Annotated in this window: 9 protein-coding genes; 4 read left to right on the top strand and 5 right to left on the bottom strand. The window is 49.8% G+C overall.

All coding sequences use genetic code 11. From position 1 onward, the window contains the following. Positions 1-219 precede the first annotated feature (219 nt). On the top strand, positions 220-3,537 hold the full coding sequence (locus tag AB1757_12760) for a S41 family peptidase (GenBank protein ID MEW6127902.1): 3,318 nt from the start codon (positions 220-222) through the stop codon (positions 3,535-3,537). Positions 3,538-3,605: 68 nt separating this feature from the next. Here the strand turns inward: AB1757_12760 and AB1757_12755 are convergent, their stop codons facing one another. Further along, positions 3,606-4,829 carry a hypothetical protein gene (locus AB1757_12755; protein ID MEW6127901.1) on the bottom strand — a complete coding sequence of 408 codons (1,224 nt, stop codon included), beginning with the start codon at positions 4,827-4,829 and terminating at the stop codon, positions 3,606-3,608. A 199-nt stretch (positions 4,830-5,028) separates the two neighbouring features. Between AB1757_12755 and AB1757_12750 the strand changes: the two genes are divergently transcribed. Beyond that, complete coding sequence (locus AB1757_12750; GenBank protein ID MEW6127900.1) at positions 5,029-5,688, top strand: hypothetical protein; 660 nt, start codon at positions 5,029-5,031, stop codon at positions 5,686-5,688. A 90-nt stretch (positions 5,689-5,778) separates the two neighbouring features. On the opposite strand, the gene AB1757_12745 is transcribed toward AB1757_12750, so the two are convergent. Both AB1757_12745 and AB1757_12740 read right to left on the bottom strand, forming a co-directional pair. Beyond that, on the bottom strand, positions 5,779-7,491 hold the full coding sequence (locus AB1757_12745; protein ID MEW6127899.1) for an NAD-dependent malic enzyme: 1,713 nt from the start codon (positions 7,489-7,491) through the stop codon (positions 5,779-5,781). Positions 7,492-7,659: 168 nt separating this feature from the next. After that, positions 7,660-8,907: an ROK family transcriptional regulator gene (locus AB1757_12740; protein ID MEW6127898.1), complete on the bottom strand. Its 1,248-nt coding sequence runs from the start codon at positions 8,905-8,907 to the stop codon at positions 7,660-7,662. Between the two features lie 175 nt (positions 8,908-9,082). Between AB1757_12740 and AB1757_12735 the strand changes: the two genes are divergently transcribed. Both AB1757_12735 and AB1757_12730 read left to right on the top strand, forming a co-directional pair. Next, positions 9,083-10,834: a CRTAC1 family protein gene (locus tag AB1757_12735; GenBank protein MEW6127897.1), complete on the top strand. Its 1,752-nt coding sequence runs from the start codon at positions 9,083-9,085 to the stop codon at positions 10,832-10,834. A gap of 9 nt (positions 10,835-10,843) precedes the next feature. Beyond that, positions 10,844-12,601, top strand: coding sequence for a tetratricopeptide repeat protein (locus AB1757_12730; GenBank protein MEW6127896.1), 1,758 nt, complete (start codon positions 10,844-10,846; stop codon positions 12,599-12,601). A gap of 81 nt (positions 12,602-12,682) precedes the next feature. Here the strand turns inward: AB1757_12730 and AB1757_12725 are convergent, their stop codons facing one another. Then, positions 12,683-13,081 carry a YciI family protein gene (locus AB1757_12725; GenBank protein ID MEW6127895.1) on the bottom strand — a complete coding sequence of 133 codons (399 nt, stop codon included), beginning with the start codon at positions 13,079-13,081 and terminating at the stop codon, positions 12,683-12,685. Positions 13,082-13,089: 8 nt separating this feature from the next. After that, positions 13,090-13,965 (bottom strand): alpha/beta hydrolase, encoded by an 876-nt coding sequence (locus AB1757_12720; protein ID MEW6127894.1) that lies wholly within the window; start codon positions 13,963-13,965, stop codon positions 13,090-13,092. Positions 13,966-14,033 lie beyond the last annotated feature (68 nt).

Raw genomic sequence — 14,033 nt, 5'->3', positions numbered from 1 at the left:
CGGTGTATTTTGCCGCAGATTTTTACAACTCTTTGACATATTTAACCTATTTTGACAACGGTTAATGAACCGAAAAGTATAATCAATTTTTCGAGTTTAATCGGGTAAATGTTTTTGAGATACTCCGCGGTTCCCGTTACGCTCTTGTATTAAACAAAATCGCGAACTTGTCGTAAACTTTTATACTAATCAATGGAAAATTTTTGGAGGAGTCTTCGCATGCATTGCAAACTTTTATTTAAAGCTATGCTGGTCGCAGTGTTTCTGCTGCTGCCTGTCAAATTGTCGGCGCAAACCAAACTGTTGCGCTTTCCCGATATTCAGGGCGATAAAGTCGTCTTCACTTATGCCGGTGATTTGTGGACAGCCCCGGCGACCGGCGGCATGGCAACCCGCCTGACGGCGCATCCGGGCGTCGAAGTATTCGCGAAATTTTCGCCCGACGGCAAATGGATAGCCTTCACCGGTCAATACGATGGCGATGAACAGGTTTACATCGTCCCGGCGACCGGCGGCGTTCCCAAACAACTGACCTTTTATCCGGCAAAGGGTCCCTTTGCGCCGCGCTGGGGTTATGACAATCAGGTTTATGGTTGGACGAATGATGGCAAGGCAGTCATCTTCCGTTCGCAACGCGATTCCTGGACCTTGCCGCAAAGCAAACTCTACAGCGTCTCCATCGAAGGCGGCGCGGCTGAAGCCTTACCAATGCCCGAAGCCGGTTCCGGCGATTATTCGCCCGATGGCGCGAAAATGGTCTACAGCCCGCGCACCCGCGATTTTCGTTCGGAAAAACGCTATGGCGGCGGACAGGCAAACACCCTTTTCATTTTCGATTTAAAGACCTACGACGCGAAAAAAATTTCCGAAGGACCGCGCGCTTCTCGCGACCCGATGTGGATTGGCAACACGGTTTTTTACAGTTCCGATAAAGACGGTCATTTCAACCTCTATGCCTATGATGTCACCAGCGGCAAAACCGCCCAACAAACTTTCAATAAAGAATGGGACATTCGCTGGCCCTCTTCCGATGATGACAGTCGCATCGTTTATGAACTCAACGGTGAATTGCAAACCTTCGATGTGAAATCCAGAAAAACCATCTCGATTTCCATCACCGTTCCCGATGACGGATTATATCGCCGACCGACCAGAATCAATGTCGCCAACTTCATCGAAAATCTCGAACTCAGCCCGAAAGGCGAGCGCGTTTTATTTGCGGCGCGCGGCGATATTTTTACCGCCCCGGTTGAAAAAGGTCCGACGCGCAATTTAACCGCGTCATCGAATGCCCACGATAAACTGCCGCGCTGGTCGCCCGATGGTTCGCGCATCGCCTTTATTTCCGATAAGACCGGCGAAGAAGAAATCTACCTTATCGCCCAGGATGGTTCATTGCCCGCCGAACAAATGACCACCGGCGGCAAAGCCATGCGTTATGCGCCTGAATGGTCAGCCGATGGCAAGCGCCTGGCGTTTGGTGACAAAGACGGCAAAATTTACGTTTTAAATATGGCGGATAAAAAATTGACCGAGATTGTTGATTCGCCGCGCGGACAGATTCAGGATTATTCGTGGTCGCCGAAAGGCAATTTTTTAACCTTCAGCATGGGAAATGCCAACGGTTACTCTTCGGTTTATATCTGGGATGGCAATGCCAACAAATTAAACAAAGTCACAGACGCCTTGTTTAATGCCTTTAATCCGGCGTGGGACCCGCAAGGCAATTTCCTCTATTTTCTCAGCAATCGCGATTATGTGCCGCAGATTTCCACCGTCGAATTCAACTATGCGACCAATCGCAATACCAGTATTCATGCGCTCGCGCTTCGCAAAGATGTCAAACATCCCTTCCCTTCCGAAAGCGATGAGGTGACGGTTACCAAAGAAGAAGGCGATAAACCAAAAACCGATTCAGCCAATGCCCAGAGCGCAAAACCGGCTGCGGATTTAAGCATTGATTTTGACGGCATCAATCAAAGAGTCGCGCGTGTTCCTCTGCAAGCCGATAACTATGCGGGGCTTTCGGCGAAGACCGGGCATCTGCTCTATTTCGTCACTCCGGCTTTTTATTATGGTCGCGCGCCGGAGCGTCCGGCATCTGTCAGAATCTATTCCCTCAAAGACCGCAAAGAGACGACGTTGGTTGAAGGCGCGGGAACCTATGTGTTGTCGGGTGATGGCGCAAAAGTGTTAATCGCACAGGGCAATCAACTGTCGATGTATGATGCCAACCCGCAAGGCGAACGCACTAAAAAACCCGTGTCAACCGCAGGCTTGATGGCAGACATCAACCCGACCGAAGAATGGAATCAGATTTTTAATGAAGTGTGGCGACGTTATCGCGACTGGTTTTATGTTCCGAATATGCATGGATTCGATTGGGAAAAGATTCGCGAGCAGTATCGCGCCTGGCTTCCCTATGTCGGACATCGTTCGGATTTGAACTATGTGATTCATGAAATGATTTCCGAACTCACGGTGCAACACGCCTATATTGATGGCGGCGATTTCCAGTTGCCCCCGCGTCCTCGCGTCGCGCTACCGGGCGCGCGCTTTGAACTCGATAAAGCCGCGGGCAGATACAAAATCGCTAAAATTTTTGAGGGACAGAACGAAGAAGACATCTATCGTTCGCCGCTCACGGAAGTCGGCGTCGATGCCAAAGTCGGCGATTATGTTCTGGCAATCAACGGCGAAGAGTTGAAAGCCAACGACGACCCCTATCGTTTATTGAAAAACAAAGCCGATAATCCTGTTCAACTGACGCTCAACAGCAAACCGTCAATGGATGGCGCGCGCACTGTTTCGTTTAAACCGGTCACCGATGAAACCAATTTAATTTATCTCGGTTGGATTAGTGAAAACCGTAAAAAAGTTGGTGAAATGTCGAACGGTCGCATAGGTTATTTACATGTGCCGGATATGGGCGCAAATGGCATACGCGAATTCATCAAGTGGTACTATCCGCAACTCGACAAAGAAGGCTTAGTCGTTGACGTGCGCGCCAATGGCGGCGGCAATGTGTCGAGGATGTTGATTGAACGCTTGCGGCGTAAACCTTTGGCGCTCGGTTATTCGCGCACCAATGATGAAGCCACGACTTATCCTGATGGCGTATTCATTGGGCCGATGGCGGCGATGTTGAACGAAAACTCGGCTTCGGACGGCGATATTTTCCCGGCGATGTTTCGCGAAGCGGGACTTGGGCAACTCATCGGCAAACGTTCGTGGGGCGGTGTCGTCGGCATCACCAGTCGCGGGCAGTTGATTGATGGCGGGGTGGTCAACGTTCCCGAATTCGGATTTGCCAACACCAAAGGCGAATGGATTATCGAAGGCTACGGCGTTGACCCGGACATCGAAGTCGATAACGACCCGAAAGAATTAATCAAAGGTCGCGACCAGCAACTTGAACGCGCGGTTGCTGAAGTGATGAAAAAACTCTCACGTCCCGTGAAGTTGCCGCCGAAACCCACAGGACCCAATAAAGCTGCAACCATTGCCGCGCCTTCATCGGTCAAACCCAAGCAGTAATCAACAAAAGGCGAATGATTCCAATCAAGAATCATTCGCCTTTTGTTTAATTTAAAGAAACTTTTGCCTCACTGATTCTCCTGATAACTTTGTATCGCTTCCATTGCCGGGTCGCGGTTGGCTTTGAATAGTTCAAACGACGGCGGCTCATTGGTTGAAGCCACAGCTTTGAGAATCCATTTGCCATTGGCTTTTTCATAAGTCTCCATCCAGGCAAAAATGGTTGTCTCTTCGACAGTCTGCCCCTGTTCATTTTGGGTTTTAAGCCGCACACGTTTTTTTACAATCTTATATGCCATCGAGGCATCTTTGGCGACGCGAATGATTGGCGGTTCCATATCATCCCATTCAATGAATTCCACCTGGTCGAAATAGCCTTGAATTCTTTTTATAATGTCTTCTCTTATCGGTCGATTAATTTTACCGGCGGAAATATTGATATGGTCATCAGCAAACATTGAAACCATCAGTTTCGCGTCTTTGCCAAAATGAGCTTTTCGCGCCTGTTCGTGCATTTGCATGAGTTCGACTTGAGCGGTGACCGTTGCAGGAATCGCAAAAATTTTGTTATCGACAGTGTTCAATCGAATGGTGTGAAAATCGAGAAGGAAATCGCCGGTGGAATCCGTAGCCCTTACTTTGCCGGGGATTTTCACTTTGCCTACTGTTCGCCATTCTTTGTAGACAACGGTGATGACTTCGCCTTTATCACTTGCGGGGTTGGGGCTGATCACTCCGGCTAATAATTTGGTTTGCCAGTTAAAAAACAGATAAGTGGTTAAATTGAGTTCATCAACGGCGCGTATTTTGATGCAACTTGCGCCGGCAAAATTTTCTTTGCCTTCAACCGAAAAATTTTTGTATCGCTCTCCAAGCGCCAGCGGAATCATTTGAAATTCGTGACCGCGAATCATCCATGCGCCGGTTTTATCGAGTAATGAAAATTCCTGTTTCCGCGAATCAACCGTCCAGGCGGTTTCACCGTTCACATACCCGATAAAGGTGTTGCCACCGACTCGCACCTGTTTAAACATCAAGCGATTACCGCGCGCCGATTGAATTTCGGTGGTGTAAGCTCCTCGCGGTCCCCTGCAACTCGCAAAAGCGTAAATGCTGCGAATGCGATTTACCGACGCTTGCCCGCCAATGGCTTTGATGGAAGCTGCGATAATATCTTCGGGTGCGGGTGATTGAGCGGACACGGATGAGCCGGGAAAAATGGCAACGGCAAGCAGAAGACTGAACCGGCAAACCAACTTTTTTATTCTTGATTGAATCGCTCGGTTTTTCATTGCACCTTTTGAATGAATAAAAATAGTCCGAATTTGCGAGACAAAATCGCCTTGCACAACTTTGGCAATTCAATGCATTACTATACGCCACGCTAGAATCTGCACATTGTCAAAACCGGTTAAATTTGTAAAAACTTGTTAAAGCAAATTTGTTCATCATTTTGTCGAGAGAAAATGAATACTGAGGTTGTTTTCCAAAATGAACAGTGAAGGTTCAATTACCAGTAATGAACGGGCTTTGGTTGTCGTTTCAAACCTGGTGACCCACGGCAGAAGCGATTTGCGCTGGCTTTATCAATTCATCGAACATTCGGGCGTTAAACTCACGGACATGATTCTCGGTTCGCGTTACCGACATTTTCATAAGCTGGTTGGAGAACCGGCAACGCTGACGAATTTCTTAACCACGCTTGCGGCTCTCACAAACGAAGATTCGCTTCAAGCAATTGATGTGATTTTGCATCTGCATGGTGATGAAAAAGTTTTATTTTTTGAAGATGGCGAATATTCAACCGAATCAATCAAACAGGAACTTTTAGAGTTAAATCACCGGCACAAACTCCGAATGCTCTATTCGACCGGTTGTTACGGCAAACATCATGCGGTTGATTTGGTTGCAGGCGGATTTAAAGTGGCGTGCGGCGCAATCGCTACGAATGCCAATGCCGCAACCGAATATCCGACCTTTTTAACCTTGTGGGCGGCGGGCAGCAAATTTAAAGAGGCAATTGCCGCAGGCGACATTGCGCTTACCCGCATTCCCCAAGACCGCGCCGCCAAAGCGATGGGCTTTGCCGATGCCGACAGTACAAAAACCATCATTGGCGACGGCAACCTGACTATAAAGTCTGGAGTCTGAAGTCTGGAGTCCGGAGTCTAAAGTTAAAACAGAAACTATTTGAAATTGGTGATCCTGCTTTTTGAGAACTTTTTCTTCCCGACAAAATCTTTAGTCGATTTTCCGGCGGTAATTTACATATCGCGGCGTCCACATCGTCTCATCAATTCGCTGTTCCAACGCTTCCAAAGAAATTTGCGGGGCTAATCCTGAGCGCGCGGCTTCGAGCGCAACCGCGAGGGCGACCCGACGCGAAACCGCGCGAATATCTTCTAACGCCGGAAACAGCGAAGCCGACGGGTCGTTAATCGCCGGTGACATTTCACTCAAAGCAATCGCCGCTACCGTAAACATCTGTTGGGTGACGCGCCTTGCGCCCGCCGCAATCACCCCCAGTCCGACGCCCGGGAAAATATACGAGTTGTTACATTGCCCGATTTTAATGGGGTTTTCATTGCCAAAAGTATTCGCGGGGATTTCTTCGTAAGGGCTACCGGTGGCGACCAGCGCCCGACCATTTGTCCACCTCAGCAAATCAATCGGGTTTGCTTCGCTGCGCGATGTCGGATTCGATAACGGAAAAATAATCGGGCGTTCAACGGGTCGCGCCATCGCTTCAATGATGTCTTTGGTAAAGGCTCCGGTCTGCGCGGCGATTCCCATGAGCACCGTCGGCTGAACATTGTTTACGACTTCGGCGAGGGTGATTTTGTGAGCATCGGCAATCGTCCAATTTTGAATGTTCGCTTCATCCTGCGCGTAGGGTTTGCTCAAATCCTCCATGTCGGCGCGCCCCGTATGCAATAAACCGCCGATGTCAATCATCCACAAACGCGATTTGGCGTCGGCTTCGCTGAGTCCTTCGCGCATCATCGCGGCAACCATCTGTTCGGCAATTCCCGTAGCCGCCGACCCCGCGCCGAACATAACAATTTTCTGGTCGCTGATTTTCTGCTTGATGACCCGCGTTGCAGACATCAAGGCGGCGACCGCGACGGCTCCGGTGCCTTGAATATCGTCGTTAAACGTGCAGAGCCGATCTTGATATTTTTCAAGCAAACGTTTGGCATTGTGGCGCGCGAAATCTTCCCATTGCAAAAGCACATTGGGAAATCTGCGCATCGCCCCTTGAACGAATGCCTCGACAAAATCGTCGTAATCTTTGCCGCGCACACGCCGATGTCGCCAGCCGAGATACAACGGGTCTTTGAGCAAATCCTGGTTATCGGTTCCGACATCTAAAAACACCGGCAAAGTGGTCGCCGGATGAATGCCTGCGCAGAGTGTATAAAGCGAAAGTTTGCCGACAGGAATTCCCATACCGCCAAAACCGAGGTCGCCTAATCCGAGAATGCGTTCGCCGTCGGTTACAACAATCACCGCAATATCATCATCGGTGACGTTGGCAAATAATTCATCAATGATGTCGCGATGCTCATAGGAAATATAAAGACCGCGTGAACGGCGAAAGATGTGACTGTAATTTTGGCTCGCCAAGCCAACCGTCGGCGTGTAAATAATCGGCATCATTTCGGCGATGTGATGTTCCAGCACGTAGTAATAAAGGGTTTCGTTGCGGTCTTGCAGCGAGACTAAAAAGATATAGCGTTCCAGGTCGGATTGTTTACGCTGATAATTGTCATAGACGCGCAGCGCCTGTTCTTCGATGGTGGTAATGTGCGGCGGCAGCAGTCCAAGCAGGTTGAATTCGCGGCGCTCATGAGCAGGAAAGGCGCTGCTTTTATTAAGCAGCGAATAATCCATCAACAATTGCCCGGAAAGCGAAACCTCCAGATAGGTTTCGCCAGTCCGTTCATCCTTAATTTTTTTTAAAAAGCTCAAACCTGCTCCTTGCAATGTTGGTGGTCAAAGACCGCTCACTCAACACTGATAATGAATTCACCATCAAAGTCCTACTCCATTTACGCAACCATGAACTTGCGGTCAAGCGGGCGTTCACAAACGGAAATATTTCAAACTATCTCCATCAGGCTAATCACCGCTGACGGCTCGCGCAACCCGGCTGAAGGAAAAGCGTCTGGATATTGCCAGCGCCACCGCTCCCAGCAGCGAGCCATCCTTTCCAAGCGTCGAACGCCGGACTTTGGTTTTCGCCAACCCGAATTGAATATTGCGCGCTATGCTTTGTCGCATCGAAGGTTCAATCAAATCCCAACCTTCAACGATTTGCCCGCCGATAACCAACTCCAGCGGGTTCAAGGCGGCAATGATATTGCCAATGCCGATACCGATGTAACGACCGGCTTCGAGCAAACATTCGTGCGCCTGTTCATCGCCGCTGCGCGCCAGTTTGATCAATTCGGAAACCGTCAAATGCAACGGTTCGACTTCGATGTTGGCTTCGGGTTCATGCAACCCGTGCGTCGAATCTCGCGAATAGTATCGGGCAATGGTGGCGTGGTCAGAGGCGTAGAGTTCCCAGCAACCGGAATTGCCGCAACGACATTTTTTGCCATTAACCACCACCACCGTATGACCGAATTCGCCAGCCGTGCCATTGGCTCCGCGATAAATATCGTCGTTGACAATCATGCCAACGCCCACGCCTTCGCTCACCAGCACCATCACCAGGCTCGACGGTAAATCTTTGCGCGTCGAATACCAGAGTTCGGCAAGCGCCGCGGCGTTTGCGTCATTATCAACATAAATCGGCATTTTTATGCGGGGTTTTAAAAACGCTTCGACGCGCACATGTCGCCAACCGAGATTGGCGGCAAATAATATTTCACCCGTCGAATAATCAACCAGACCGGGAATGGTGATGCCGATACCTTCATAATGCAGATGCTCCTGTTTGCGCGCTTCAATGATGTGATCGATTTTTTCGGCAATCATTTTGAACATCGCATCGGGCGTTTCTTCCGGTTCAAAGGTTTCGCGATAAAGTATTTCGCCATTGAGGTCGCTCATTGCCAGGACGACCTCTTTGACGCCAAGCGATAAACCGAAAACACAAAAGCGTTCGGCATTGAGGCGCAACATCGTTGGTTTACGTCCGCCCGAAGAAGACCCCGCGCCGGTTTCAACCACCAGTTCTTTTTTGAGCAAATCGCCCATGATTTCGGAAATCGTGCTGCGTTGCAGACCGGTGAGGCGGGCAACTTCGGCGCGCGAAATCGGTTGATGACTGCGAATAATATTTAAGATGAGCGTCGAGTTAATATCGCGAATGGTTTCGGCTTTGGCAGGCAAATATTTTCGGGTACGAAACGGTGACATTCTCAGTTGTCCTCAGTAAAAACCGGTTTGGAGAAAGACTTTGGCATCCCATTCGCCACAGTTGATTCGCAAACCGTATGGTTTTATCGGAACACGTTTGGGTAGTCAAGCAGTGATTGTCGCCCTTCTCCGGTGATTTGCCTGTGAAATTACATTTGCCTATGATTGCATTTCAATGAACAGATTTTCAGCAACCAATTTATTACCCATCGGTTTTCGATTATTCGTGAGTTGGATAATGGTCTGCCCGTTAATCGCCCCCGGAATTTCGGCGCAAAACGAGATGGGCATCTCATTCGTTAATGTCGCTCAAACCGCCGGATTAACCAAAGCCAAAACCATTTACGGCGACGAGAAGAAGAATCGTTATTTGCTCGAAACCACAGGCTGCGGCGCAGCTTTCATTGATTATGACAATGATGGCTGGCTGGATATTTTTCTGGTCAACGGCACCAGGCTCGACGGACTCCCGAAAGAGCAAACGCCGACCAATCGGTTATATCGCAATAATACTGATGGCACATTCACGGATGTCACCGAAAAAGCCGGTCTCACGCGCACAGGTTGGGGGCAAAGCGTCTGCGTCGGGGATTTTGATAACGATGGTTTCGACGACATCTTTATCAGTTATTTCGGCAAAAATGCCCTCTATAAAAATAACCGCAACGGCACCTTCAATGACATCGCAGAAAAAGCCGGGGTCGCCGACAATAAATCCAAGTGGGGTTCGGGATGTGCTTTTCTGGATTATGACCGCGACGGCAATCTGGATTTATTCGTTGCCAGCTATATTGATTTGGATCTGAAAACCGCGCCGCTTCCCGAAACCGGTCCCTGTTTGTACAAAGGCATCATGGTCGCCTGTGGTCCCCCCGGACTTACGGGCGGCGTCAATATGTTATTTCGCAATAACGGCAACGCGACCTTCACGGATGTATCGGAAAAATCGGGAATCAGAAAAACCAACGGCACTTATGGACTGGGGGTTGTGGCTTCGGATTTCGATAACGATGGCTTCACGGATATTTACGTCGCCAACGATTCGGCTCCGGCGGCGTTTTATCACAACAATAAAAACGGCACGTTTACCGACATTGCCATCGAAGCCGGTTGCGCTTTCAGCATTGACGGCAAACCGCAAGCCGGGATGGGCGTATCGGCGGGCGATTTCGACCGCGACGGCTTGCTCGATATTTTCAAAACCAATTTTTCGGGCGATACCTCTACGCTTTATCGCAACGCCGGCAAAGCCACCTTCGATGACATCACTTTTCCGGCGGGCATCGGCACAGTGACGCGCTGGCTCGGCTGGGGATGCGGGTTTCTCGATGCCGATAATGACGGCTGGCTGGATGTTTTTCTGGTCAACGGACACGTCTACCCGGAAGTCGAAAAGCTCACCACCGAAGCGGGCTACGCGCAACGAAAAGTGCTATATCGCAATCTGCGCAATGGCAAACTCGAAGACGTATCCGAAAAAGTTGGCGGCGCAGTGACGCAACCCTCGTCGGCGCGGGGCTGCGCGTTTGGCGATTTCGATAATGATGGCGATGTGGATATTTTGATTAACCTGGTAAACGCCATGCCGGAATTGCTGCGCTGCGATTCGACCAATCAAAATAACTGGATAACCATTAAAACCGTTGGCGTGAAATCCAACCGCGCGGGCATCAATGCGCGAATCAAATGTTACACGGACGAAGCGACATTCATTGATGATGTCAGAAGCGGCGGCAGTTATTATTCGCAAAATGATTTGCGCGTGCATTTTGGTTTAGGAAAACAATCGAAGATCAAAAAAATCGAAATCACTTGGTCAAGCGGGCAGGTTGACACTTTAACCGACATCGCCGTCAATCAATTCATCATTGTTAAAGAAGGTGTTGGTTTATTAAAAACTTCTCCGGCAAATAAAGCGAAGAAATAATGACAAGCCATGTTTCAAATTAAAAATTTCGTTGTCGCACTAATCATCATCCTGTGTCCGCTGATGCTGGTCTTCGGTCAGCGCAAGCAAATGTCTGCCGCCGATTATCATTTGAAAAACGGCATCGCCTTTTTAGAGAAGCAACAAATCGACCGGGCGATTTTGGAATTCAACGCCGCAATAAAACTCAAACCCGCATTTGCCGAAGCCCACAACATGCTTGGGCTTGCCTATGCGCGAAAAGGCGATGCCAAGACCGCGCTCGAATCATTTCGCAAAGCCACTGAGCTTGACTCGAAAAATTTCAAAGCCTTTCGCAATATCGGCAACGCCCTGCAGGAACTCGGCGATATAGACGGTTCGATTGAAGCCTTTAAACAGGCGGTTAAATTACAACCCGCAGACGCCGATACGCGCCTGTTGCTTGGTCTCACCTATCAACGCAAACAACTCGTAGATGCATCCATCAGCGAATTAAAAGAAGCGGTAAAACTCAACCCGCAACTCATCGAAGCGCAATTTTATTTGGGATATGCGCTGGCTTCCAAAGGTCAGTTTGACGAAGCGATTATTGCTTTTGAACGAACCATAAAACTCAATCCCAATTTCGGCGACGGATTTTATTATCTGGGAACCGCGAGACTGTTTTCCGGCAATGTCGAGGGCGCAATCCCGGTGTTAAAAACCGCAACCAAACTGCTGCCCAACCATGCGGATTCGCATTATTACCTGGCGGTGGCGCTCAGAAAAATGAACGACCCGCAAGCCGCGATGAATGAGCTGGTAACGGCTGCGAAACTTGCGCCCGAAATGATTGAAGCGCGTCAGGCGATGGGGCAGATGTTGCAGGAAAACGAAGACCTCGACGAAGCCATCGCTCAGTATCGCGAGGTCATTAAACTCAAGCCCGATTATGTGCAGGCTTATAATGATTTGGGATTGGCGCTGGTGGCAAAACGCGAACCCGATGCGGCAATCGAAGCCTTCACAACGGCGATTAAATTAAGCCCGAATTATTTAATCGCCCACCTCAATCTGGGAATGGCTTATATTCAAAAAAGCGATTACAACGCTGCCATCGCACAATATCGCCGTTTGCTTGAACTCGCGCCCAATAGCGCAGAGGTGCATTACAATTTAGGTCTGGCGCTAAAGAGCAAAGACCAGTTTGACGAAGCATTGATTGAATTGAAAATGGCTGTGGCGTTGCAACCTGATTTGCAGGAAGCCCACTACACGGTTGGAGTGATTTTGCTGCAACAGGCGAAACTCGATGACGCCGCTCTGGCATTTAATAATGCCATTAAAGCCAAAGCCGATTATGCCGAGGCGCAGTATGCGCTCGGAACGGTTTACCAGCAACAGGGTAAACTCGATGACGCGATTGCTGCATTTCGTTTGGCGTTAAAGACCGCGCCGAACGCGCCGGAAATTCATAACACGTTGGGAACCGCGCTCCGGCAAAAAGGTGATATGGAAGCGGCGCGCGCGGAATTTCAGGAAGCCGCCCGACTCAATAAAAAGAAATCCGATTTACAAGCCTCGATATTTGCGTTAAACACCGGCATTGCAAAAATGAAAGAAGGCAAGACCGATGAGGCGATGGAACGTTTCACAGAAGCGATTCGCTTAAACTCGGAAGACGCCAAAGCGCATTTTTATCTGGCAAAGGCGCTACTCGCGAAAGGTCAACGCGAAGCTGCGCTAGTCGAATATCAAAAAGCCAAACAACTCAACCCGCGCATCAAACCGCTCGAAGACAAGTAAAAAATAAAAAGGCAAAAGGAGGGTGGCGGATTTCATTTACACAAAATCCGCTACCCCATATGACCGTTTATACAAAATCTTTTACACCCTCAAGGTATCCTTTCGCCGCCGCTCGTTCCTCTTGATGATTTCGCTCAAATCGGCAACCGGTCGTATCTCATTCGTTCCACACTTCATGCCTGGATGCTGCGAAATAAGCTGAATGGCATGGTTGAGGTCTCGCGCCTCAAGGATGAGAAGGCAGGCGAGTTGTTCCCTGGTTTCCGCATAGGGTCCGTCGGTCGTCGCGACTTTGCCGTTTTGCCAGTACAGGGTCACGGCGGTCTCTGGAGGCTGAAGCGGGACTTCGGCAGCTACATGTCCGTTGGCGCGCAGACGCTCGTTATACTCAAAGCATTCATCGAACCTGGCGTGTCGCTCGTCCTCGGTCATTGCCTCGAATGTTCCCGGCTTGATATATCCCAAACAGATGTATTTCATCGGTTCCTCTAGGGCTTCGCATCGAGAAAGTCGTTCACCAGCGGGACGATTGTTGACATGCGCGCCATCAGCGTAACGTGTGTTGTGTTGGGCAAAATAGCCAGTCTCGACTCCGAGCGCGGTTGCATGTCGCCAGAGATCCCGCCGCCCTTCAGGCTGAACATTTCCGAAATGTGATCGAGCCGTACGCCGTCGGCATCGCCGTGGATGAAAAACATCGGCGCTTTAGTGGCCTTGAGTTTGTCGGCGTCAAAGTCGTACGGGCTTGAAGCCAATACTTTGACGTGATTGACAAAATCGGCGAATTTGTCAGGCGTCGGGCTTAGTTTCTTGTATTCGGTTTCGATGGGCGAGTCCTTGAACGCTTCCGGCGTCAGCTTCGGGAACGCGTCGTTCACTTCCTTGACCCATCCGTCACGCCGAAAAGAGTATGAAATGATGACAACCTTACGCACTTTTTCCGGATGTCGGATCGCACACTGCATTGCTGCGCCGCCGCCAAGGCTATATCCGAGGATGTCTGCCTTTGGGATCTTGAGATAATCGAGCAACGCGGAAACATCGTCGGCGAGGTTTTCAGGGCTGATATCGCGTTTGATGTCGGCTGTACGGCCGTGACCCTGCATTTCGATGGCGATCACTTTCCGCGTTTTGGAAAGCTCGTTGACCCAATCGCTCCAGTCGCCTGTAATTGCCATGAACGCACCGTGGAGCAACACCACGGGATCGCCGCTGCCGTGGATCTCGTAATACATTTTTAGTCCGTTGACCGGCGCATAGCCCGTAGTCGGTTTTTGCTGCCCCGATACGACCCCCGGCAGGAGCAGTGTCAAGAGCAGCGACAGAAAAAAAGCTGTGGTCTTCATATTTGGTTTCCAATTCATAATTTTTCTCAGGTGGCGAATACGTCTTTAACGGCAAGCCGCTATCTCGCGAGATGTGTTGTCCGTGG

It is taken from the genome of Acidobacteriota bacterium (assembly GCA_040754075.1).
Classification (GTDB): Bacteria; Acidobacteriota; Blastocatellia; order UBA7656; family UBA7656; genus JBFMDH01.
The sequence above is the reverse complement of the archived record's forward strand: the minus strand, read 5'-3'. Positions and strand labels throughout refer to the sequence as shown.